The sequence below is a fragment of the Caulobacter sp. genome (genome assembly GCF_039596335.1).
GTDB lineage: Bacteria > Pseudomonadota > Alphaproteobacteria > Caulobacterales > Caulobacteraceae > Caulobacter.
The window spans coordinates 39,358-62,874 of the sequence record NZ_JBCNJZ010000005.1 but is presented as its reverse complement, the minus strand read 5'-3'; the positions used below and the strand labels follow the sequence as shown (position 1 = coordinate 62,874).

23 protein-coding genes are annotated in these 23,517 nt (G+C 67.0%); 22 read left to right on the top strand and 1 reads right to left on the bottom strand.

What is annotated here, in order from left to right:
- Positions 1 to 217: 217 nt before the first annotated feature.
- The 22 genes from ABDW31_RS11705 to ABDW31_RS11600 all read left to right on the top strand — a co-directional run bounded on the left by ABDW31_RS11705 (position 218) and on the right by ABDW31_RS11600 (position 22,872).
- Positions 218 to 1,168: a hypothetical protein gene (locus tag ABDW31_RS11705; protein ID WP_343698851.1), complete on the top strand. Its 951-nt coding sequence runs from the start codon at positions 218 to 220 to the stop codon at positions 1,166 to 1,168.
- Positions 1,169 to 1,246: 78 nt separating this feature from the next.
- Positions 1,247 to 1,867: a hypothetical protein gene (locus ABDW31_RS11700; RefSeq protein ID WP_343698850.1), complete on the top strand. Its 621-nt coding sequence runs from the start codon at positions 1,247 to 1,249 to the stop codon at positions 1,865 to 1,867.
- A gap of 8 nt (positions 1,868 to 1,875) precedes the next feature.
- Complete coding sequence (locus tag ABDW31_RS11695; RefSeq protein ID WP_343698849.1) at positions 1,876 to 4,047, top strand: hypothetical protein; 2,172 nt, start codon at positions 1,876 to 1,878, stop codon at positions 4,045 to 4,047.
- On the top strand, positions 4,044 to 4,535 hold the full coding sequence (locus ABDW31_RS11690; protein ID WP_343698848.1) for a hypothetical protein: 492 nt from the start codon (positions 4,044 to 4,046) through the stop codon (positions 4,533 to 4,535). The genes ABDW31_RS11695 and ABDW31_RS11690 overlap by 4 nt, the downstream gene beginning before the upstream one ends.
- Positions 4,536 to 4,545: 10 nt before the next feature.
- Positions 4,546 to 5,028 carry a hypothetical protein gene (locus ABDW31_RS11685; RefSeq protein ID WP_343698847.1) on the top strand — a complete coding sequence of 161 codons (483 nt, stop codon included), beginning with the start codon at positions 4,546 to 4,548 and terminating at the stop codon, positions 5,026 to 5,028.
- A gap of 9 nt (positions 5,029 to 5,037) precedes the next feature.
- A complete protein-coding gene (locus ABDW31_RS11680; protein ID WP_343698846.1) occupies positions 5,038 to 6,669 on the top strand; it encodes a hypothetical protein in 1,632 nt (543 codons plus the stop codon).
- A 12-nt stretch (positions 6,670 to 6,681) separates the two neighbouring features.
- Entirely contained in the window at positions 6,682 to 10,650 is a 3,969-nt protein-coding gene (locus ABDW31_RS11675; protein ID WP_343698845.1) for a hypothetical protein, read from the top strand.
- Positions 10,651 to 10,657: 7 nt separating this feature from the next.
- Positions 10,658 to 12,487 (top strand): phage tail fiber protein, encoded by a 1,830-nt coding sequence (locus ABDW31_RS11670; protein ID WP_343698844.1) that lies wholly within the window; start codon positions 10,658 to 10,660, stop codon positions 12,485 to 12,487.
- A gap of 52 nt (positions 12,488 to 12,539) precedes the next feature.
- The gene (locus tag ABDW31_RS11665; protein WP_343698843.1) at positions 12,540 to 12,692 is read left to right on the top strand and encodes a hypothetical protein; all 153 of its coding nucleotides are present in this window, start codon (positions 12,540 to 12,542) and stop codon (positions 12,690 to 12,692) included.
- On the top strand, positions 12,689 to 13,699 hold the full coding sequence (locus ABDW31_RS11660; protein WP_343698842.1) for a hypothetical protein: 1,011 nt from the start codon (positions 12,689 to 12,691) through the stop codon (positions 13,697 to 13,699). The genes ABDW31_RS11665 and ABDW31_RS11660 overlap by 4 nt, the downstream gene beginning before the upstream one ends.
- Positions 13,699 to 14,622: a hypothetical protein gene (locus ABDW31_RS11655; RefSeq protein ID WP_343698841.1), complete on the top strand. Its 924-nt coding sequence runs from the start codon at positions 13,699 to 13,701 to the stop codon at positions 14,620 to 14,622. Before ABDW31_RS11660 ends, ABDW31_RS11655 begins: the two co-directional genes overlap by 1 nt.
- 632 nt (positions 14,623 to 15,254) lie before the next feature.
- On the top strand, positions 15,255 to 15,740 hold the full coding sequence (locus ABDW31_RS11650; protein WP_343698840.1) for a hypothetical protein: 486 nt from the start codon (positions 15,255 to 15,257) through the stop codon (positions 15,738 to 15,740).
- 27 nt (positions 15,741 to 15,767) lie between these two features.
- A complete protein-coding gene (locus ABDW31_RS11645; RefSeq protein ID WP_343698839.1) occupies positions 15,768 to 16,118 on the top strand; it encodes a DUF1353 domain-containing protein in 351 nt (116 codons plus the stop codon).
- Between the two features lie 18 nt (positions 16,119 to 16,136).
- Positions 16,137 to 16,397: a hypothetical protein gene (locus tag ABDW31_RS11640; protein ID WP_343698838.1), complete on the top strand. Its 261-nt coding sequence runs from the start codon at positions 16,137 to 16,139 to the stop codon at positions 16,395 to 16,397.
- Complete coding sequence (locus ABDW31_RS11635; protein ID WP_343698837.1) at positions 16,394 to 16,654, top strand: hypothetical protein; 261 nt, start codon at positions 16,394 to 16,396, stop codon at positions 16,652 to 16,654. Before ABDW31_RS11640 ends, ABDW31_RS11635 begins: the two co-directional genes overlap by 4 nt.
- Positions 16,655 to 16,660: 6 nt before the next feature.
- Entirely contained in the window at positions 16,661 to 17,470 is an 810-nt protein-coding gene (locus ABDW31_RS11630; protein ID WP_343698836.1) for a hypothetical protein, read from the top strand.
- 98 nt (positions 17,471 to 17,568) lie between these two features.
- Positions 17,569 to 19,302: a phage terminase large subunit gene (gene terL / locus ABDW31_RS11625; protein WP_343698935.1), complete on the top strand. Its 1,734-nt coding sequence runs from the start codon at positions 17,569 to 17,571 to the stop codon at positions 19,300 to 19,302.
- A 1,243-nt stretch (positions 19,303 to 20,545) separates the two neighbouring features.
- Positions 20,546 to 20,731: a hypothetical protein gene (locus ABDW31_RS11620; protein WP_343698835.1), complete on the top strand. Its 186-nt coding sequence runs from the start codon at positions 20,546 to 20,548 to the stop codon at positions 20,729 to 20,731.
- A 100-nt stretch (positions 20,732 to 20,831) separates the two neighbouring features.
- Positions 20,832 to 21,236: a hypothetical protein gene (locus ABDW31_RS11615; RefSeq protein WP_343698834.1), complete on the top strand. Its 405-nt coding sequence runs from the start codon at positions 20,832 to 20,834 to the stop codon at positions 21,234 to 21,236.
- A gap of 297 nt (positions 21,237 to 21,533) precedes the next feature.
- A complete protein-coding gene (locus tag ABDW31_RS11610; RefSeq protein ID WP_343698833.1) occupies positions 21,534 to 21,914 on the top strand; it encodes a hypothetical protein in 381 nt (126 codons plus the stop codon).
- 89 nt (positions 21,915 to 22,003) lie between these two features.
- A complete protein-coding gene (locus ABDW31_RS11605) occupies positions 22,004 to 22,198 on the top strand; it encodes a hypothetical protein (RefSeq protein WP_343698832.1) in 195 nt (64 codons plus the stop codon).
- Positions 22,198 to 22,872: a hypothetical protein gene (locus ABDW31_RS11600; protein ID WP_343698831.1), complete on the top strand. Its 675-nt coding sequence runs from the start codon at positions 22,198 to 22,200 to the stop codon at positions 22,870 to 22,872. Before ABDW31_RS11605 ends, ABDW31_RS11600 begins: the two co-directional genes overlap by 1 nt.
- A gap of 95 nt (positions 22,873 to 22,967) precedes the next feature.
- Here ABDW31_RS11600 and ABDW31_RS11595 read toward each other — a convergent pair whose 3' ends face one another.
- Positions 22,968 to 23,435: a hypothetical protein gene (locus tag ABDW31_RS11595; protein ID WP_343698830.1), complete on the bottom strand. Its 468-nt coding sequence runs from the start codon at positions 23,433 to 23,435 to the stop codon at positions 22,968 to 22,970.
- Positions 23,436 to 23,517 lie beyond the last annotated feature (82 nt).

The following is a 23,517-nucleotide window of genomic DNA, read 5'->3' as shown; positions in this document are numbered from 1 at the left end:
TCAAGACCCTCTCCGCCAATCTGGGAGAGGGCCAGCTCCTCGTGCTGTGAACGAGTGACCCCATGGCCATGGGGACAGCCGGTGAAAGTCCGGCCACCTATACGCTTCTGGAACAATCCAAGCGGGGGCCGCTCGCGGGCGACAACCCCGACACGCATGGACTCTGAGGCCAAAGGGCAAGTCACCTCCCCTTTCCACTAGAGACCTCAACTAGACTATGACTGCATCTACCCCTTCGCGCGCCGGTATTAAGCAAGGCGGTTCGGGCGGCAACTACGAGCTGTACCTGGACCTGTTTGGCGGCGAAGTCGCCACCGCGTTCGAAACGACCACCATCATGCGCGACAAGCACATGGTGAAGACCCTGGAGAAGGGCAAGCAGTTCCGCTTCCCGGCCACCTGGCGCACGACCGTCGCCTACCACACGCCGGGCACCGACATCCTGGGCAACCAGATCCCCCACACGGAGATCGTGGTCAGCCCGGACGACAAGCTGATCAGCTCGGTCTTCGTCGCCGACATCGACGAGATCATGTCGCACTACGACTTCCGCTCGCCGTACACGGCCGAGCTGGGTCAGGCGCTGGCTCGCTTCTACGACACCAACGTCATGCGTACGATCATCCGCGCCGCCCGCTCGGGTGCCCTGTTCACGGGCGACACCGGCGGCACGGTCCTGACGAACGCTGCCTACGGCACCGACGCGTCTGTCCTGATCAACGGCCTGTCGGCCGGCAAGGAACAGATGGACCTGAAGGACGTCCCCATCGAGACCCAGCCGGTGTACGCCGTCCTGGCCACCTCGCTGTGGTACCTGCTGGCCCGCTCGGACAAGAACCTGAACCGCGACGTCAACGGCGGCACCGCCTCGATCCGCGACATGGCTCTGACGACCATCGACGGCATCCAGATCCTCAAGTCGAACATCACCCCGTTCGGCAAGAACGACACGGCCAACGCCGACATCCCGGCCAAGTACCGCGCCAACTTCGGCACCACGGTCGGCGCGATGTGGACCCCGTACGCTGCGGCCACCGCCGAAGTGCAGGGCCTGTCGTCGCAAGTCGTCGACCAGCCGGACAAGCAGGGCACCCTGATGCTCTCGCGCCTGATGGTCGGCACCGACCCGCTGCGCTCGAAGTGCGCCGTCGAGCTGAAGACCTCGTAAGTCTTCGACCACCCAGAGCCCCCCATGAGCGCAAGCCCGTGGGGGGCTTTGTTTTGTCTCCTCACATCACGGAGCCCCATGGGCCTACTGTCCCCCCTCACCGAGCTGGACGCGGTGAATGAGATGCTGATGTCCATCGGGCAGGCCCCGGTGAACACCCTGGCTGTCAGCGGCATCCGCGACGTGAACATCGCCAAGGCCGAGCTTGCCAAGGTCAACCGCTTCGTCCAGCTCTACGGTTTCGCCTTCAACACCGACGACGACTACGTCCTCACGCCCGACATCAACGGGCGCATCGGCATCCCGAACGGCGTCCTCCGCATCGACCCCATGGACCCGCGCGCCAACATTGTGCAGCGCCGTCACCCCACCGCCGGCCTCTGCCTGTGGGACGGGGCTAACCTGACGTGGACCATGGACGGCCCGGTGGCCTTCTCGGTCACCTGGGGTTTCGACTTCGCGGACCTCCCCGAGACCGCCCGCTATTTCATCGCCATCGCCGCCGCCCGGAAGTTCCAGAAGCGGATCATCGGGTCCACCGAACTGGATGGCTACAACAAGGAGGACGAGGAGAAGGCCTGGGCCATCCTCATCCGTGACGAACGGCGCAGCCGCGACACGAACTCCTTCCGCACCAATCCCCAGCTCCGCCGTGCGTACAACCGCTCGGGCCGGTCGGGCACGCGAGTGACCGGCTGATGGGGCTGATGTCCGACAACCTCCCGGCTCTGTACGAGGGGGTCTCCCAGCAGTCACCTATGGTCCGCTCGAAGGGTCAGATGGAGACCCTGGTGAACTCCTGGCTGTCCCTGGCGGACGGCCTGGGCAAGCGCCCTCCGACCGAGCATGTGGCCCGCCTCCTGCCCACCGCGCCGACCAACGCCCTCATCCACGACATCAACCGCGACACAACCGAGCGCTACTCGGTGATCGTCGCCAACGGCGTCATCCGTGTCTTCGACCTCACCGGGGCGGAGCGCACGGTCTACGCGCCGGGTGGCTGGGGCTACCTCGCGGGCGTCGCCGACTACAGCGCGGACCTCTCCCTGTTCACCGTGGCGGACTACACGTTCGTCGTGAACCGCAAGAAGGTCTGCGCCATGTCCCCCGCCGGGACTGACGTCGAGGCTGACCCCACGTTCTACCTCTGGATCAACCGCGACTATGGGACGGACGCTCAGTCCCAGCCCTACGGTCCCGGCTACGCCTATCAGTACGGCGCGAACGCCGAAGGCTCCTACGCCGGGGAAGTGCAGCGGTTCGACAAGCTGCCCACCACGGCGGCCGAAGGGGCCATCTATAAGGTGACCGGAGACGACACCTCGGGCTTCGTCTCCTACTACGTCCGCCGCACTGGCGGCGTCTGGGACGAGACCGTTCGGCCCGGCCTAGTGAACCAGCCTGATGCCGCCACCATGCCTCACGGTTTGGTGCGCCAGCTCGACGGCTCCTTTCTCTTCGCGCCGTTCTCCTGGGCTCCGCGCCGCGTCGGTGATGAGGTGACCAACCCTTCGCCGGGCTTCATCGGTCGGACGATCCGCAAGGTCTTCTTCGACCAGAACCGCCTCGCCTTCATCTACGATGAGAACGTCTCGCTCTCGGTCGCGGGTGACTTCGGCAACTTCTGGCGGATGACCGTGCTGGACCTCCTGGACAGCGACGTGATCGACGTCTCGGCCACCACGACCAAGGTCTCGATCCTCTACGACGCGGCCCCCTGGAACGGCGGCATCATCCTGACGTCCGACCAGACGCAGTTCTCGATGTCGAACGGTGAGGCGGGCATCACGCCAGCCAGCATCGCCATCAAGCCGGTCACCAGCTATGGCGTGAACGTCCGCGCCGGTCTCGCCGTCTCCGGCTCTGAGGTCTACTTCAGCGTCGAGCGCAGCGGCTTCGCGGCCCTGCGGGAATACGCCCTGATCACCGGCAACGCCGAGTCCACCTCGGCCGCCGACATCACGGCCCACGTCCCCCGCTACGTCCCTGCTGGCGTCTCGAAGATCGTCCCCGCCGAAGACCTCAATGCCCTGTTCGTCCTGACGGACGGAGCGCCGTCGCGGGTCTACGTGTACCAGTATTACTGGCTCTCCTCGACCGAGAAGGCCATGTCCGCCTGGCACTACTGGGACCTCGGCCCTGGCGCTCGGGTCCTCTCGGGGACCTACGTCGGCGGCTTCCTGCTCCTCGTGGTCGCCCGCGCGGACGGCTTGATGCTGGAGAAGGTCAGCCTTCAGTCCGGCGCACAGCCGCCCGAGGCTCCGCTCCAAGTCTACCTCGACCGCCGCGCCGTAGTGACCGGCCAGTACAACAGCATGAACAACACCACCGTGTTCGTGCTGCCCTACCAGCCTGTCCAGGCGACCTTCCGTCTCGTCCGGGGCAACGCCTTCACGGCTCGCCCTGGCTCCCTGGTGGACCCGGCGTCCTACGAGTGGCTCAACGCCACCACGGTGCGCGTCCCGGGGAACGAGGCGGCAGGCCCGGCCCTCGCTGGTGGCAAGTACGAGCTGCGCTTCCGGTTTAGCCAGCAGTTCCCCCGCAAGTCGGACGGGACCGCTGTCGCCTCCGGCCGCCTCCAGCTCCGCACCATGACCGTCTCCTACCAGGGGACGGGCTTCTTCCGCACCGAGGTTGCGCCCTATGGGCTCGACCCGCTGGTGGAGGAGATCATGCCGGCCAAGCTGTCGGACTTCTCCGGCAAGGTGGTCGGCGCTGCGGACCTGATCCTGAACAAGCCGGTCCTCCACAGCGGGGACTACACGTTCCAGGTCTACGGCGACGCGGCCCAGGCCACCATCGACATCAGCAACGACACCCACGTCGCCTCGACGTTCGTCGCTGCGGAGTGGCTGGCCTTCTACTGGAACCGCGCTTGATCGAATACCAAGACCTCCGCGAGGCCTCCTCCGAGCAGACCATTGCTTGGCTGGAGGTTCTCGCGGAGAACCTTCGCCCATCGGATCTCGACGAGATCACGGCGACCTCGGACATGGACCCACTCCTGTCCCTCACGACCAGCGTCATGCTCTCGCAGCGCGCCTGGGTCATCATCTCCAGCGGCGTCCCTGTCGCCGTCTTCGGGTGCGCCCCGAGCGGTCCGGCGGACAGCGGACTGGTCTGGATGATGGGCACCCCCGCCATGGATGAGCGCCGGACGGCGATCTCCATTGCCCGCATGACCGTCCCCTATCTCCGCCAGATGCACCGGCTCTATGCCTGCCTCTGGAACCACATCGACGCCCGCAATGAGAAGTCCATGCACTGGCTCCGTTGGTGCGGCTTCCGTCTTCTCGAAGCCATCCCGAGCTACGGCCGGGAGGCCCGCCCCTTCTACATCTTCGCAAGGTACGAACCTGATGTGTGATCCCGTCACCATGGCGACCATCGCTGTCGTCTCGACGGCGGCCCAGGTCATCACCGAAGTCCAAGCCGCCAAGGCCCAGAAAAAGGCCATCACGGCCCAGCTCGCCGAAGCCGAGGGCGAAATCCGCACGGCCGAGACCGCCGACCTGAACGACCGCGCCCGCGAGGCCCGTCGCGAACAGGCCCGCATCAAGGTCGCCGCTGGCGAAGCCGGGCTTCAGCTCGGCTCCGGCTCTCTGGAAGCCATGCTTCTGGACAGCGTGATGCAGCAGGAACTGGCCGGCGAACGGACCAGCCTCAACGCTGAGAACCAGCTCCACGCTGCCCGCGCCGAGGCCAACAGCCAATACTCGCGGGTCTCGCAGCCCACCCTCCTAGGCGCTGGCCTGCGCATCGCCGTCTCCGGCGTCTCCGGCTACGCAGCCGGCGCGGGCGCTGCCTCTGCCAAACAGGCCGCCAGCTCCAAGGCCGCCGCCCTCACCACCTCCGCCTAAGGCACCGCCATGGTCAACCTAGCCCAGACCGCGTCGCGGCAGACCGACCAGACGCGGGTCACCAACAACCGCGACGTCGTCCTCCCCCGCGCTCGCCAGACCAACACCCCCGAGGTGCGGGTCCGCGCCGACATGCGCAACGCCTCGCGCGGCAACGCCGTGGACGAAGTCCGCCAGGCGCTCGGCCTCGTGGACAAGGTGGTCGACGACTACGCTGAGATGTCGCTCCAGCAGCACTTCGAGGCCGAGAAGACCCAGGCCCTCCAGGCCCAGGCCGACTACGCCACCGGCACCGTCGATCCTGAGGCCGTGAAGCGCTCCGCCGCGTATGCCGAAGTGCTGGCCGTGGGCCGCGCAAGGACTACTGCGGCCGACCTCGAAGCCCGCGCCAAGACCGAGGTGGAAACCCTCCTGGCCGGCGGCGAGGCCGACCTCGACGACGTCAACGCCAAGCTCGACGAACTCTTCAAGCCCTCCTTGTTCAACGAGGACGGCTCGAAGCGCGACTACGGGTCGCCTCAGGCCAACGCCGCGCTTTACCGCGAGTTGCTCGATGTCCGCACGAAGACCCACGCCCAGGCGCAGGAGGTCATCGCCGGCCAAGTCCGCCAGAAGGGTCTGACCGCCACCATCGACACCTTCACGCTCGACGCCCGCAAGGGCAACGTCGACGTCGAGGGGGCCATCCAGACCGCCGGCCGGCTCGGGATTACCCCGCAGGCCGCCAAGCTGGAACTCCGCGGTGCCCTGGTGAACCTCGCCATGGCCACCGACAACCCCGAACTCCTGGAGACCGCCGCCAATAGCCGTAAGGCTGACGGCAGCCGGACCTGGAACGCGGGTGAGGAGAACGGCCTACTCGACGCAGCCCGCACGCTGCGCGCCCAGGTCGAAGCCAAGACGGCCAAGGCCGCCCAGGACGCCTCCAATGCGACCCTCGGCGCGATGGCCATCAAGGTCCGCCAAGGTCACCGCCTGACTACCGGCGAGGTCCAAGCCTACGTCGACAGCGGTCAGCTCCGGCCGCAGGACGTGGACAACCTCTTCGCCGTGCAGGAACACTGGGACGACGAGCAGCGCCAGAAGCTGGAGCGAGGCCGGTCGGACATCCGCTGGGCTCAGAGCCAGCAGGAACACCGCATGGCGCTCGCTGACCGGGCACAGGCCCGTGCCGACCGCGCCGCAGGCCGCGCCGCTGACGAGTTCATGCTCCAAGCCTATTCGGTCGGAGCCAACCCGCAGTCCGCTCTCGCCACCGCGACCCGCCTCTACGCCAACCGGAAGATCGACGGGGACACCTTCAGGGTTCTCCAGTCGGAAATCGGGAAGCTGCCTGCGGACAGCGATGTGGTGAAGCAGGCCGGGGCCGAGGACTTCAAGTACGTCTTCGACGACAACTGGTCGACCTTCGCCTCCCGCGCTGGCCGTCCCGGCTACATGCCCCGCGAGACCTTCGAGCAGCGCAAGCAGGCCGCCTACCTGAGTTTCTACCGGAGCCTCCGTAAGGGGGCCAAGCCGGAGGAAGCCATGCGGGCCGGCTTCGCTGCCGCCAACATCCCTGAAGACCGTATCGACCCGGCGATCCGCGAGGCGTCTGCCCGTGCGACCACCCCGACCCGCACCGAGGTCAAGAAGAAGTAACCCAGGAACCTGATGACCGATCTCTCCGACGCCTTCCACGACGCCTACCGCGAAGAGACGGAGGAGATCGACAAGGCTTTCCGACAACCTGCCCCGCCCAAGGGCACCCCTGTCCTGACGAACCGCACCCCCGTCCACGTCCGACCGAAACCTCCGGCCAAGCCGGGGGCTTGGGAAGACTACGGGTGGCGCGGCGTCGTCGGCGGGGTTGCTGATGCGGGCTTCAGCTTCCTCGACACGGTCGGCTCGGTCGACCGCAAGGTTGGCGTCGCCATCGAGCGCGGCCTCCACAACACCTTCGGCATCACGCTGCCTGGCGGCGTGATCCGGGGGCCGGACGGCAAGATGCGTATTGGCAGCGCCGCCGAGTTCGACGCAGCCCAAACCGCCCTATCCGCCAGCGTTCGCGGCAGCCTGAAGCAGGCTCTGCCCGAGCCGGTGCGCGGCGGGGCGAAGGTAACGCGCGACATCTCCGAGTTCGCGGCCAACTTCGTGCCGATCATGAAGGCCACCTCGGCCGTCAACAAGCTAGGCACGGTGGCCAAGTGGACCCGCCCCATGCTGGCGTCGGCCGTGGCCTCCTACCAGAAGCTCGACCCGCTCGAAGGCAACCTCGCCAACTTGGCGAAGCAAGCCGGCATCCATGAGAACGAGGTCGCTAAGTTCCTCCACGTCGATGACGTCGTGACGGCCCTGGCCGTCAACGAGACCGACAGCGAGGTGGTCGCCCGCTTCAAGAACGCGGGGGCGGACATCGTCACCGGCATCGCCATGGACGCCGCCTTCACGGGCGTGGTCAAGGCGGCCCGGCTGCTGAAGCAGGCCAAGGTCGAGAAGCTGGAGATGGTGGCCCGCGAGGCTGCCCCGACCCAGCCCGCCGACATCGACCCGGCGACCGTCGCCAAGGCTGTCGATGAACAAGCAGCCGCCGAGGCTGCGCCGACCCTAGCCGCCAAGGCCGACCCCGCGCCCTCCCTTGTTAAAGAGGAAGGTCCGGCGCTCGCCGCCGACGCCCCGCCCGGAGCGCAAGGCGAGCTGTTCGACAACGCCCGCTCGGCGGCCCCTGATGTGCTGGACGAGTTTGAACGCGTCCACCTCGACGTCGCCAACAAGGTCAAAGGCCTATCCGCCCCGGAGCTGAAGCAGCTCGCGGACGACCACGCGGCTGGCAAGGGCTTCACGATGCTGGAGCGGATGGGGGTCAACCCCGCCCGCCTGGACTTCGGCAAGTTCCTCGCCAAGCACGCCGACGAAGCCCAGGCCATGGACGCCCTACACGACTGGGTCGCCCGGATCGCCACGGCGGCCGAGCCCATGTCGCTGCACCTGGGGTCCGCTCCGCGCTCCACCAAGTCCACCCTGATGATGGCCAACATGCTGGGCACCGACACCCAGACCATCGTCAAGACCTTCGGCGAGAAGACCAAGAACCTCGACGTCTACGCCAACGCGGCCTCGGGCCTCATCGGCGGCGAAGCCCAGAAGCTCCTGGTCCTCGCGGAGAAGGCCTCCAAGTTCACCAAGGAGGCCGGCTCCCCTGAGTACATCGCCTTCCTGAAGCAGCTTGAAACCGTCTCGGTTCTCCAGGCCGCCTTCCGTGGCTCCGCGTCCAGCATGGGCCGGGGCCTGCGCTCCCTCCAGAATATCGTCGGGGCTCGCGAAGGTGGCGAGCGGCTGGCTCGGGCACGCAGCGTCTTGGGCAAGGACCCGGCGGACGTCACCCCCAAGGTGCCGAAGTCCTTCGAGGACAAGCTCACCGCGCTGGGTGAGGCCAAGACGCAGTTCCAACGGGACCGCCTCATCGCCTCGATCCTGAAGCACAAGGGCGACCTCGCGAAGGTCATCGGCGCGGCCGACAAGTTCTCGGGCGTCGCTGGCAAGCTCCGCGTCTTTCGCGAGACGGCCGCCTCGCTGTTCTCGCCGGGCACCGCCGCCTTCAACTTCATTGGCGGCGGCTTGATGATCGGCACGCGGGTGGCCACCGGCTACACCGCCAAGGCTGGCCTGATGTTCACCAAGAACCCCGAGTGGGTCGCGGCGGCTGCCAGCCATGACGCCTACGTTGGCACCCTGCTCCCCGCCATGTGGCACGGCGCTACGCGCTCCGTCCAAGTCTTGGCACGGGAGATGATCGGCGAGGCCAAGGCCGCCGCCGAGGGGGCCGGCTCCAGCGCCGCCCTCGGGAAACTCGACGCCGCCTCGGCATGGGTCGAGAGGCAGTTCGGCAAGGTCCCCCTGATGTCGGCCGAAAAGGTCGGCAGCGACGTGGGCAGCACCGCCGGCACTCGCTTTGAGCGTCCCGACGCCCGCAATGAGAAGCTCTGGCACATCGACGCCCAGACCATCGACGCCTGGAAGGACAGCCCGGAACACGGCATCCCGTTCTTCTCGGCCGGCTGGCGGACCCTCACCGGTCTGGCCTTCAACACCTTCGGGGCAACCACGCGCACCGCCCGCCACCTGGCCATCGGTCTGCCTGACGAACTCATCGGGCAGACCATGTTCGACGCCGCTCGCTATTCCGAGGCGGTGCGGACGGCCACCCTGTCCGGCATCGACCTGGGCATGGACGGCGCTGCGCTCAAGGAGTTCGCCGAGCGCCGGGCGCATGAACTGATCGACAACCCGTCGACCCAGTACCTCGACCAGCTCGAAGACCTCATCAGCGCCGGCAGCCAGGACAAGGACCGCATCCGGTTCCTTGCCCAGGAAGCCCTCGACCGTTCCAACGTCGAGACCATGGCCGAGAGCGAGGCCCGCCGGGTCCTGTTCCAGAATAGGCTTGAGGCCCCCGCTCTGCGCGGGCTGGCCAATGCCGTCCAGACCATTGACCCGGCCGGCATCATCGTCCCGTTCGTCCACACGCCCCTAGCGATCATCGAGTCCGCCGCCCGCGACTTCACGCCGGTCGGCCTGCTCTACCGCTCCATGCAGGAGAAGATCCAGGCCGGCGGCCCGGAGGCCACGGAGCTTATCGCTCGGTGGACCCTCGGCACCGCGCTGATCCTGGAAGGCTACGTCGGGGCCGCCAATGGCGATCTCGTCGGCTACGACGGTGGGCCGCAGGCCAGCTCGCGTCTGTCCCGTCCGCAATATGCGTACAAGGGCGTCGAGTACGGCCGGGCCGATCCTGTCGCCCTGCCTCTCGGCCTGGGCGCGGACATCTTCTACTGGCAGCACAAGCTGTCCGAGGAGGACAAGGAGCAGACCGGTAACGATCTCGTCCAGCTCCTCCAGGCTGGCGCGCTCGCCGTGTCGACCAGCGTCCTCTCCAAGTCCTGGCTGAAGTCCCTCCAGAACACTCTGGGCATGGCCGACGCCAAGACGGGCGAGTACAGCCGGGAGCAGTTCCTGGCCGGTCTCGCTCAACGCACCGTGCCGCTCGGGGGCTTCCAGAAGTACCTCGACCAAGCCAGCAACGACGCCATGCGCGCCACCACCACCCTCCGGGAGAAGTGGGAGGCCAGCGTCATCGGGCTGAGCGGCGGGCTCGAAGTCCGCCACGATGCCCTCCTGGGCCTGCCTGTGGAGTTCGACCGGACGCTCGGCGTGAAGCGGAGTGACGGCGACACCACGGCCCTGGTCAAGGAGATGACCCGGCTCAACTTCGACATGCCCCGCGACGTCAAGAAGCTGGGCGGTGTCGAGCTGAAGACTGCCCAGGTCGAACGGCTGAAGGTCATCATGGGCACCGAGGTCCGCCTCGGGGGCACCACGTTGGTCGAGAAGCTCTCTGCTCTCGTCGCGTCGCCTCGGTACGCCTACCTGACCGACTACCAGCGCGAGGCGCTAATCCGCGACACCAGGGCCGACTACCTCGACCTCGCCAAGCGCAAGCTGGCGGACGAGGACAAGACCCTGGCGGACGACATGGCCGCCCAGGACTTCCTCAAGCGTCTCCAGGACAACGGAGCGCCTCCCGAGACCATCCCCGCAGAGATGCGCCGGTTCCGGGAGCAGCTACTAGGCACCACCCCTTAGGAATGACTTGTACCTCACCCACGTAGCCTACACGGCGGCGTCGGGGCAGACTGACTTCGACGTCACGTTTCCCTACATCGACGCCGCCCACGTAGTGGTGACGGTCAACAACGTCCTCGCCCCCCACCAGTGGCTGACCGAGTCTCGTATTCGGCTGGCTTACCCAACGGGGGCGGGGTCGGCTGTTGTCCTCCGTCGCCAGACTCCCCTCGACCACGCCCTGGTCGACTTCCAGAACGGCGCGGTCCTCACCGAGGAAGACCTGAACAAGGCCGTCCGGCAGGTGCTGTACGCCCAGCAGGAAATCCTCGACCTCTACAAGGCCGCTCTCGGTCCAGCCCAGGTACGCCTCGGCGACAACCTCGGGATTGTCACGGACCCCGACAAGGTGATGGACGAGCTGGCGCAGATGGTCCTCGCGGACAAGCTGCTCGCCGACCTCAACCAGCGCATCGCCGACATCGACCTGAACGCCCAGACCGTCATCGAGACGGCCCTGCGCGGTCATGAGTTGAAGGAGGCGATGGAGGCCGTCACCTATCTCGACGGCGTTCCGGTCGGCACCTACGTCCTGACCAAGACCAACGAGCTGAAGACGGCGACCTCGGCCCTGGCCGAGACGTTCACGATCCTCGGGGCCAAGACCGCAGACGGCAAGGCGTTCAACCTGAACGGCCAGCGCGTCAAGGTGGATGGCTTCGCCGTCGCCGAGACCTTCAGCGACCTGTACGCCCAGGCCGGTCAGTCGGCCACAGCGATCACTGAGACCAAGCAGGCGCTGGCTACCCTGGACAGCTCCATGGCGACGACGACGGAGCAGCTCGCTGCGCAGATCGCCGGTAACTCCGCCGCGATCCAGTCGACCGCCACCGCTGCCGCCACGGCCACCGAGGCCGTCGCCCGGAAGTTCGATCTCCTGGCGACCACCACGCCGGACGGCAAGGGCGCGGTCCTCAACGACAACGTCGTGAAGATGACCAACGGCCTGACCCTGGCTCAGACCTTCTCCGGCGTCGTGGCCACCGCCAACGACAACGCCTCGAAGATCGCCACTCAGGCTGCGGTCATCGCCGAGAACAACGCCAAGATCACGGCGGAAGGGATGATTGCGACCAGCACCAATGCGGTGATCGTCCAGTCCGACCAGAAGTACGCCTCGATCACCGCTCTGAACTCGGTGGACACCAAGTACGGCGCGAAGGCGGGCCTCGCCCTGGCCGTCGCCGGCCCCACGGGCCAGCGCTACATCACCGGCTTCGTCCTGAACAACAACGGGATATCCGGGGACATGACCGTGGCGGCCGACAGGTTTGCCATCGTGGACCCCAACGTCGGGAACGCCATCGTCCCATTCGAGGTGTCCGGCGGCTGGGTCCGCGCCCCCAAGATCATCGCCGGGGACATCTTCGCCGACACGATCACCGTGAACCACCTCAAGGTCGGCTCGGTGGACTGGACGAAGATGCAGCCGCAGACCGTCACCCAGACTGTGGCGGTCTTCGCAGACTCGACCATCGGCGTCAGCAGCTCGACGAACGTCACCCTCCTGGGCGGCTCGGTCACCCCGCAGGGCGACGGGGTCGTCCTCGTGACGCTCTATGCCACCGCGATCTTCCCCTCGGTGCGGACCACGGCCTTCCTGGGTCTGTACCGCAACGGCGTCCGCATCGCCCGCACCCGCGCCAGCTTCGACGGTCAGGACAACGTCCCCATGACCATCGTCTTCGGCGACGTCACCCCGCCCATCGGCGTCTCTTGTTACTACGAGATCCGCAAGGAGAGCGGGAACGTCGGCTTTGAGGAGCGCGCCCTAGTCCTCACCAGCGCCAAAAGGTAGCTCCCACATCTCCACTCGTAAGACCTACGCGGTGTACGACGTCGCCACGGGCATGATCCTGCGACGCGTCGGCTGCGTCCCGGCCGACCTCCCCTTCCAGCTCATGGAGGGCGAGGCCGGCACCGAGGCCCCTGAGGACGTCTCCTGCCAGGCGCATCGCGTCCATGGCGGCCGGGTCGTCCCCCAGCCCTGCGTGCTGACGTGACGGACGTCGTCACCAACGCCCAGCTCGCGGCGCGGATCAGCACCAACATCGACATCCAGGAGCTGCGCGACCAGCAGTACCGGGACTGGGTCGGCGGGCCGCCCAACGGCGGCCCCAACAGCGACGGCAAGTGGCCCATCACCGACAAGTTCGGTGTTCTCCATTGGGTTGAGAGCCCGCTCCACGTCTCCTCGACGGTGACCGGTCCCTCTGCCGATGCGACTGCTGCCGCTGCCGCTGCCGCTGTTGCGGCCGGCGCTGCCGCCACTTCCGCGACCACCGCCGAGCAGAAGCGGATCGCCGCCGAAGCTGCCGTAACAGCCGCCCAAGCTGCCCGCGACACCGCCCTGGCCAACCAGCAAGCCGCCAATGCCAGCGCCAACGCCGCCGCCGAGTCTGCTACCGCCGCCGCCGGCTCGATCTCCACGGTGCTTGCCGCCAGGGACGCCGCTGCTGCCTCGAAGACCGCCGCTGAAACCGCCAAGACCGCCGCTGAAACCGCAGCGACGAACGCGGCCGGATCGGCGACCGCCGCGAACACCTCCAAGGTGAACGCCGGCACCTCCGAGGCCAACGCCCTGGCTTCGAAGAACGCCGCCGCCGCCTCGGCCACCGCCGCCGGCACCGCTGAGACGAACGCGCTCGCCCACAAGAACGCCGCCGCCGCCTCGGCGACCGCTGCCGGTACGTCCGCGACCAACGCGGCGACATCGGAGGCGAACGCCCTGGCGTCGAAGAACGCGGCGGCGACGTCCGCGACCAACGCCGGGACCTCCGAGACCAACGCCCTCGCCCACAAGAACGCGGCGGGCACCTCGGCGACCAACGCCGGCAACTCGGCCACCGCCGCTGCTGGTAGCGCGTCCGCCGCCCAGACTGCCCGCCTCGCTGCCGAGGCCGCCCGTGACGCCGCCCAGGCTGTCCTGGGCGTCGATCCTGAAACCCTGGCCTCCAAGGTCTACGCCAAGCGCGTGGCCAAGAAGGCCGCTCTCCTCTTCGGAAGTTAATGGCCACCAAGTCGGGCGCTCTCGCGCTCACCGCCAGCCTCGCCACCGTCGCCCAGTGCGGCGCGGGGGCCGAGGTCGTGGTCTTCGGTCTCGTGTTCGTCAACACGACCGCCGCCACGCGAACGATCACCCTGCGCGTCTATCAAGCCGCCGCCGGCACCCCGGTGGACGTCCCCTTCACCCTCGCCGCCGGCCTGGACAAGACGTGGGGCAAGCCTATCGCCCTCCAGCCGGGCGACTACATCAGCGCCCGAGGCGACGCGGCGGGTGTCACCGTCGTGTTCTCGCTGGACGAGGACACCGGGGCCAACCCCGTGCCCCAGAGCTTCGTGCCGCGTGGCGCGTACTCGGCCCCGGCCACCTACGTCATCAACGACGTCGTGACCGATGGTAGCGCCAGCTATATCTCCCTGGTGAACGCCAACCAGGGCAACACGCCGGCTTCGAGCCCCACCAAGTGGATGCTCCTGGCTGCGAAGGGCGACACCGGCGCGACCGGTAATCCCGGCACCAACGGGACGAACGGCACCACGCTGACCAAGGCCACGGCCACGGACATCTGGACCGGTACGGATGACGCCAAGTACGTCACCTCGAAGCTGCTCTATGACGGCCAGGCGCTCATCACCCTGACCGACGCCGCCACCGTCGCCATCAACCAGAACGCGGGCCTGAACTTCACGCTCACTCTGGCCGGCAACCGGACCCTCGGCGCCCCGAGCAATCTGACCCCCGGTTCCTCGGGCGTCATCCTCGTGAAGCAGGACGCCACCGGCTCCCGCACCCTAGCCTACAACACGGTTTGGAAGTTCGCGGGCGGCGCTCCCTCGCTGACCACGACGGCCAACGCTGTCGATATGATCGCCTACTTCGTGGAGAGCACGTCGCTGATCCGCGCGTCGCTCCAGAAGGGCTTCGCCTAGTGTTTCCCTTTACAACGCCGATGCTGGCCGGAGGCGGACGCCCCCCTGTCGTCCAAGACTACCCAGGGACCGGAACCTTCATCACGGTTTCTCCGGTGGTCGGGGCCTCAAGCTTACTCATCGAGATGCTGAACTCCGGCAGTGGCGGGATGGTCTACGACGAAGAGTCGATCCTCTCGGGTGACGCAGGGTCCTACTGTGACATCCTGATCACCAATGCTGCATACCTGACCAACCCTTGCCGGGTCTTTGCAGGCGCGCTCTCATACCAAACAAGCACGCAGCCTTCCCTCGTCCAGCGCATGGTCGGGGCAACCCCTCTTGACTACCTCCTTCGCGGCCCCGGCTCGCGCGGTGGGAGTGCCACGACCGACGTCCCCAGCACGACACCGCGTACCGTTCACGGTGGAGCTGGGTACTACGTGTACGCCCCCGCGACCATGAACGCGTCGGGCGGCTCGGCCGTATGGCCAGGGACCGGCCCGGGTGTCGCCGGGTCGGGCGGCTCCGCAGGCACGATGGCGGGGAAGAACTACGGAGGCGGCGGCGCTGCGACCGCCAACGGCGTGCAAGATGCTGGCCCCGGCGCACCTGGATATGTCCGCCTCACTTGGTATTTCTAAGGAACCCGTATGCCCTACGCCTTGATCAGTGGTGAGACCGCCACCGAACTCTACGGCCTGCCCTTTGAGGCCGGCGAGGTCCAGTATCCCGGCAACATCATCAACCTCTGGACGCCTGAACAACTCGCCGACATCGGCGTGCTGTCTATCGTCCTCGCCGAGCCCCCGCCGGCTGGCCAAGTAGTCACCGGCCGGACCCTCGAAGTCCGCTCTGGCGTCCCTCACGAGGTCACCACCTTTGGCCCCGCTCCTCCGCCTCCGGTCCCCGACAAGGTCAGCCGGATGCAGGCCAAGCAGGCGCTGCTGCACTTCGGCCTCCTCGACCAGTTCGACGATGCCATTGCGACCAGCGGCGACCGAAGCCTCCAGCTCTACTGGGCGGAGACCTCGGAGTTCCACCGGAACCATTCGAAGGTCTCTCAGCTCGGCGAAAGCCAGGGCCTAACCTCTGCCCAACTCGACGACCTCTTCCGGTTCGCCGCAACGGTCGTCTAGCTGTCCACTTTCACCACCCCGCTCGTCGTGGAAGTCCTCTCTGAGGACCGCGACGGGCGAGGGCTCGGGCGTCTGCTCCTGCCCTTCTCCTACGACGTCGGTCACCTAGGCAGCGGCGACACGGTGACCGTGCCGGCCCTCTACGTCACCGACTTCGGGTCGATCCCCTGGTTCGCCAGATGGCTGATCAACCCCTTCGACCGGGCCGCTAAGGCCTACGTCATCCACGACATTCTCTGCGACGACCGAACGCGCTCTAGGCGCGAGGCCGACCGCATCCTCCGTGAGGCACTTCAGGTTCTCCGCGTACCCTCATGGAAACGCTGGACTATCTGGTCCTCTGTCCGCGCCTACGCGCTTCTCACCGGCCTACGCTAGGCCCACTCTGAGATCCCCTTGAACGACCACGACACGCCCTCGACCGACCTCCTCCTGGGGCGGATCGACGGCAAGCTGACCGCCCTCATTGAAGCCTTCGGGCTGCACCGGGGCGAGACCGAACGCCGCTTCGAGAAGCACGAGACGGTCCACGATGACCATGACGCCCGCCTTGTCGTCCTTGAGAAGTTCAAGTGGCTGGCGGTGGGTATCGCCTCCATCGCCGCCGCCGTGGCCAGCGCCCTCCTCTCGGCCTTCCTCGGGAAGGTCTTCGAGTGACCGGCCGCGCTTCTGAGGCAGCGCTCGACGCGCTCCACGGGCTGCTGTCCGCGATCCTCCAGGAGGAGCTGGTCGCCGCCCGCAAGGCCGCCGCCGAGAGCGGCACCCCCATCAACCCTCAGCTCCTCGACAAGGTCATGAAGTTCCTCGCCCAGAACGGCGTGGACGCCCCGGCAGCCGCGCCCCGTGTGGACTCCCTGGCCCGTGAGCTGGCCGACCTCGACCTCGACGCCGAAGCCCTCGGCGCTCCGCACTAGGACACCATGGACCACCAACTACCCCGCCTGCCGCGTCAAGCGGTGGGCTCGGCCGAAGCCGCCTTCCTCATCGACCCTGAGACCGGCGCTCCGGTCGTCTACTCGACCGTCGTGGCCGGCACCCCTGGAGGTGCAGTCGCCGACATCCTCTTCGACGTCGACCTCTCGGCCGCACAGAGCGCCGTGGTCCAACTGTTCGGCACCTTCGCCGGCACCACACAATTTGAGCAGACCCTGGACGGCGTGAGCTGGTTCAGCGTGATCGGCCTGGCGGTGGGCTCCAAGGCTGCTGGCGTCGTTGCATCGACCGGCGTCGGTGCGTGGTGCTTCCCCGCCATCGGCAAGCGTATGCGCGCCCGCGTCTCGGCCTTCACCTCAGGCTCGATCCAGTCGAACGTCTGCCTGTCGAACGTCCCCGCCGCTGCTCTGGAGAACGGCTCGACGCTGTCGGCCAACATCACGGTGGACGCCCAGGCTAACGCTGGCGGCCTCTCGGTCGCCAAGGTCCGCACCCTGGCCACCACGAACCTGACCCTGGTCGGTACCGGCGCTCGGCGCTGCTACGGTTGGCGTCTGTTCAACAACGCCGCCGCGCCGCGCTACCTGAAGTTCTACAACAAGGCGACCGCGCCCGTCGCGTCGGACGTCCCGATCTTCACCCTGGTCCTCGCACCCGGTGTCGTGTCGGACTTCGAGTCCACCCACGGCATCAGCCTCTCCGCTGGCCTGGGCTACGCCATCACTGGCGGCCTCGCTGACAACGACACCACGGCTACGGCGGTGGATGACGTGGTCGGCATGATCATCTGGAAATAACCAACTCAGAGCGGGCTTCGCTACCACCCTAGCGGAGCCCCTCGCTTCGCCCGTCCTGACCCCCTCCAGGAGTCTCCACGGGCCACCTCAAGGCACACCTGACCCTCTCTTCGCCATCCTCGCGAGAGCTACTGCAGGGTGACTTCCTCAAGTTCTGCTGGTTCGTCTGGACGCGGGTTCTCTCGCTCCCCGTCCCCACCCGCGTTCAACTTGACGTCGCCCGCTTCCTCGCGACCGGCCCCCGACGCCGCTTCATCCAAGCGTTCCGGGGTGTCGGCAAGTCCTTCCTGACATGCGCCTACGTCGTCTGGCGACTGTGGAAGGACCCCAACCTCAAGGTCGTCATCGTCTCGGCCAACGAGACCCTCGCCACCGAGTGCGCGACCCTCATCAAGCAGATCATCGACCACCCCGCCGGAGACGGCCTGTGGGATGAGCTGCGCTCCAAGCCCGGCCAGCGGACCTCGACCCTGGCCTTCGACGTCGGCGCTGCCGTGCCCGACAAGTCGCCCTCCGTGAAGGTGGTCGGCATCTTCGGCCAGCTCACCGGCTCTCGTGGTGACCTCGTGATCTCCGACGACGTCGAGGTCCCGAAGAACGCCGAGACCGAGGGGATGCGGGAGAAGCTCGAAGCCCGCACCAAGGAATACGCGGCTATCCTGAAGCCCGGCGGCGACATCATCTGGCTGGGCACGCCCCAGACCCAGGAGTCGATCTACCGCAAGCTGGCCGAGAAGGGTTACGCTGTCCGCATCTGGACGGCCCGGTACCCGACCCAGGCCCGCCTGTCGTTCTACCGCGAGCATCTCGCCCCGCTGCTCCTGGCCGACATGGAGCGCGACCCGTCGCTCTGCGTCCCTCGTGGGACCACCCTCGGCGGCGCGTCGACCGACACGGCCCGCTTCTCGGATCTCGATCTCCTAGAGCGCGAGACCGAATACGGCCCGGCCGGCTTCCTGCTCCAGTTCCAGCTCGACACCTCGCTGTCGGACGGGGACAAGTACCCGCTCAAGACGCGGGACCTCATCGTCACCTCGGTCAACCCGAGGATCGCCCCGGTTCGCCTGGCGTGGGCTTCGAGCCCCGACCTGATCCTGAAGGACTACGCCAACGTCGGGTTCGACGGGGACCGGTTCTTCCGGCCCATGTACGCCAGCCCGGACTTCGCCGACTTCACCGGCAGCGTCATGCACATCGACCCCTCGGGCCGAGGCAAGGACGAGACCGGCTACGTCGTGACCAAGTTCCTCAACGGGATGGTCTTCGTGCGGCGCTGGGGTGGCTTCCAGGACGGCTTCTGCGATGAGACCCTCGAAGCCCTCGCGACCGTCGCGGCGGAGGAAGAGGTCAACCTCATCGTGGCCGAAGACAACTTCGGTGACGGCATGTTCCGCCGGCTGTTCGAACCGGTCCTCGCCCGCAAGCGCGTCTGCGCCCTGGAGGGCATCAAGAGTACCGGCCAGAAGGAAGCGCGCATGATCTCGTTCATCGAGCCCGTGCTGCGCCAGCACCGTCTGGTGGTCGACGAGGACGTGATCCGCCGCGACCTCGCACACCCCGACCCCGTCCGCCGGGGCCTCTACCAGCTCACCCACCTGACCTCTCAGCGCGGCTCGCTGAAGCATGACGACCGCTTGGACGTCCTCGCCCTGGCGCTCCAGTACTGGTCCCAGTACCTGAACGCGGACACGCTGAAGGCCGAGGCCGACTACCGGCGCAAGGCTGACGCCGCCTTCGAGAGGGAGTTCTTCGCCGGCACCATCGTCGGAGCCATCGTGTCCCAGCCCAAGGGCGGGATGGCACGGGGCAGAGGTAGGCCGGTCAGGAGGTAGCTTCAGGTGACTAGGGGTTAAGTCTTAGACTACGACCTACCTATTACCTGTCTATCTCTCTCTAAGTAATCTCTAAGTTCTTACGTAGAAACCTAGAGCCCACCTTCAAGACCCCCTCGGAGAATTATCTCCGGGGGTGGTCTCCCCTCCCCTGATCTTCCGGTAGACCTGATGTGGTCTTGAGGAACGGCCCGCCGTGACTCAGGAAGGGGTCCTGGAGGGGCGGGACAGGGTCCTGGGCTACGGATGTGCCCTGAGAGGTCTTCGAGTCCTCCTGGGGCTTCCTGGAGAGTCCGATGGTTTTGGGGTCAAATTCACGAACCCCCAGACGTAGGGACAGCCGCGCCGCTTTCCCCCCGTAGGGGGTAGGCCCGGAGAGGCCCTCCGGTCACCCCGAGGCCTGCGCCCGGCACACCTGCACGGCACACCCTATGGGCAAGATATTGATTGGGCTCACTTTTGATGGCCCCTGTAGAGCCATAGGGCCTCATTCGGCCTGCTCTGGGCCACATCGAGCGACGACAGCCAGGCCGCAAGGCCTCAATCGCTGGCGCGCTCACCCTTGAGCCGCCCTGCTTTTTTCGCCCGGAGCCACCAAGAGCCCGCCATAAGCGCCCAGAGGCCGAACACGGCCCAGCCCGGTGCAGCGCCCGGAGCAACCTCGCGCCCCTCAAGCCAACCTGCCACCCGCCAAAGGACGTCCGCCACCAGCGCTGCCGGGATGGCCCAGAGGATCACCGCCAGGGCCGTTCCCGACCTAGCCGTCCAGTGTGTCCGCATGACCGCTTCCCGCCCTCTCCTGGCCCGCCTGGAGCCGTCCTGAGGCCTCTTCTAGCCCGCCTGCGCCGTTCCGGGAAGGTTCTCTATGTCCGCGCGCCGCCCGCGTAGAGAGGGCTCCTGGCGACCATTCGCCGCGGCTGAAATTATCTCAATGATTTCATGAAGATGTGAGAAAGTTACGGACTACGAGCATTTTCTGGATTGCCAACTCAGAGCGGAGAACGCTATCAGTTGGACATCGAGACGGGGCGGCCAACGGGGCCACAACGGAGCGGTACGGCGAGAGGGCCGCCAAGCATATGGCCCCTCCTCTGACTGGTAGTCGGGGACCACGGCGCAAGGCCAGGGCGGGGTACGGACCCCGTCATCGTCAAGCGCTCTGAGGTCTCAGGCTGGTCTCGGCAGGGAACGTGTCGAGGGCTGATCCGCCCTCCTGATGACGGCTCAAGGAGGGCCGAAACACATGCAAGTCTACCAAGTGTTCGACTGCACCCGCCCTCACGGCGTGGCCTGCGTCGTCCGCCACCTCTGGGCCGCTCGGGCCTGGGCTTGGGGCCTCACAAAGATCACCGGCCGCTGCTTCGACTACAGCCCGGCGACGCTGCGCCCCTTCCCGGCCGCCGCCACCATAATAAGCCGGGCCGCCTAGGCCCGATACCCAACTCAGAGCGGCCTCCGCGTCAAACCGGGGGCTGGCGTCCGGCGCTGATCCTGCGCCGCTGATGATGGCCTTGGAGGGCCGAAACGCCATGACCGACAACGTGGCCATCCTGGCCGGGTTCACCTCGGAAATCGAAGCTTGCAACGACATCGGGCAGTGCCTCGCCCTGCTAGTCGAGCCCGGCACCGACTATGACGCGACCTTCAAGGCGTGGGACATGGACGGGCAACAGTTCATCCGGCTCAACGGGTGGCTATGGACTGTCGAGGCGGTCGCCGATCACCGCAAAGTGGAGTTGGCGATCCAGTGCGTCCCGCCGGGCGGTGACGCCCCGGCAACCTTCCTCTTTCGCCGGAACGTCGGGCGGCCAGTCCGCGAGGGCGAGCTTGTGTCCCCGACCTATTCTAGCCTCGCGGACCTCCACCCCTGGGCTGTCGCCAATGGTTGGGCCGCCGTGCCCGGCTCGTGGGAATACCGCCACATAGCCGCCTGATGATGACCCCTTGAGACAGGGTCGAAACCGCCTGCTGGGCGGTCGCGGCGTCTCATACGTCCGCCCGATGGCCGACCGGTCGTCGGCCTACCACGGAGGGCAAAGCAATGCTTCGGTTGCGCTTTGGGGTCCGCTGGAAAAGCAAAAGGATCAGGTGGGTCGTCCGCCTGATCCTCCGGTTGCTCTAGCCAGCTACCCGGTCCTCGGCGCTCCAACGCCGGGGGCCACCTCCGAACCCTAACCCCAACAACCCCAGAAGAACAAGAGGACAGCGCCTAGCCGCGCTGGTGGGAAGTCATGCTCGATAAGCCGAACATCTACGACCAACACGCCTCCGCCTTCCGCAGCGTGTCCGCCTTCGTCGTCCTTGACGACCAGGGCGAGCGGGTCGCCACGGTGGCCCTGAAGTTCCCCAAGAAGGGCGAGGGGCGGCTCTGTGCCTTCGTCCACATCCTGGGCCTCCAGATGATCAAGGGCTGGGCCTCGGGCTACGGCTACGACAAGCGCTCGGCCGCCGTGGAGAACGCCGTGAGCCGCATCAAGATCAGCGTGGAAGGCCTGGACCCGGCTCTGGCCCGCAACATAACCGCCTTCCGCCTGGCCGCAGCCGCCATGGGCAGTAGGGACTGGGTCAACACGCTGGAGGCGCAAGGCTTCCGGGTGCTCCAAGCGGTCTAATCCCCAACTCAAAGCGGCCTCCGCGAAAGCGCGGGGGCCTCCTGTCCAAGCCGCTGGATGGTCCGGCGGCTTCGCTTGGAGGCCTGTTCTTGGACATCCGTTGCGTACCGGCCAGCGCGGCCGACGCTCTCCGCACCCTCGTAGCCGACCATGGACTGGCGAACGTCACCGAGGCCTTGGCCGCCCAGCAATGGGCGCAAGGCGGCATCGTGGCCCAGCGCTGCGCCGGTCACCTCATTCAGGCCGCCCACGGCGTCCGAGACACCCTCGCGGAGGGTCGCTGATGATGGCTGACAAACCGCTCAAGGTTCTCGTCGCCTGCGAGTTCTCGGGCACCGTCCGCAACGCCTTCAACGCTCTGGGTCACGACGCGTGGTCCTGCGACATCCTCCCGGCCGAGGACGGTAGCAACCGCCACATCGTTGGCGACGCCCGCGACCTCCTCAACGATGGCTGGGACCTGCTGATGGTCGCCCATCCGCCCTGCACCCGGCTCTGCCTGTCGGGCCTGCGCTGGCTCCACACGCCGCCGCCGGGCCGCACACTGGAGAGCATGTGGGCCGAGTTGGACGAAGGGGCCGAGCTGTTCTCGGCGTTCTGGAACGCGCCCATCGAACGGGTGTGCGTCGAGAACCCGAAGATGCACCGGCATGCCAAGGCCCGCATACGCAACTATCAGGAGCCGACCCAGTTCGTGCAGCCCTGGTGGTTCGGCGAGCCGGTCTTCAAGGCGACGGGGCTTTATCTCCGAGGCCTGCCGGCGCTGACGCCGGTCGACCCGCTGACCCCGCCCGTCCAGAAGTCCGAGGAGGGCAAGGCGTGGTCCAAGATCCACCGGGCGTCCGGCTGGAACAAGGACCGCTGGCGCGAGCGCGTCAGGTTCTTCCCCGGCATCGCCAACGCCATGGCCGCCCAGTGGGGCGGGCTGGTGGACGACAGCCTGCCGATGGCCGCCTGATGGACCTCGCTACAACCGTCACCTCCCTGGTCGCCCAGGCGCAGGCCCTGCCCGACCCGAAGCGAGCCGCTGTTCTCTTGGAGAAGCGCGCCCGCCTACTCGAAGGCACTCCGGTTTCCCGCTGGCCCACTGGCGTCACTGCCGCCGCGCTTAACGTCGCCATCGCCGACCTGTTTAGCGCCGCGCGCCGACTTCGAGCTGGGGCCACCAGCCGCGCAGCTCGACATGGGGCCTAGCGCCCAGTGACGCTCTAGGGCGACTGCGGCTTCCTGCCCGTATTTCTCGGCGTAGTCCGCGAGCTTCTCGCGGTTCAGCCGGTCGTAGAAGTCCTCAATTGAGGCCCGAACGGACACCCTCGTGTCGTAGCCGGCCGCCCGACACGCCGGACAGTAGAGCCGCCGGCCAGCCTGAACATACGTCGTGTCGGCTCCAAGCCGCTCGATGGCCTCCTGAGGGCTCCACATCACTGGCCTCGGCCGGGAGCACCTCAGGTTCTCGCACCAAATCTCCAGCCGCTGTTCAGCAGCGACGAGTTCGCCAATTCGCGGAGGGTCGTGGGTCATGCCCGCACCCTCCATGAACAGAAGAAGAACATCAAGAGCGGCTCAGCCGCCTTCCTCGCATCAACCCCAAACGCAGAACGGT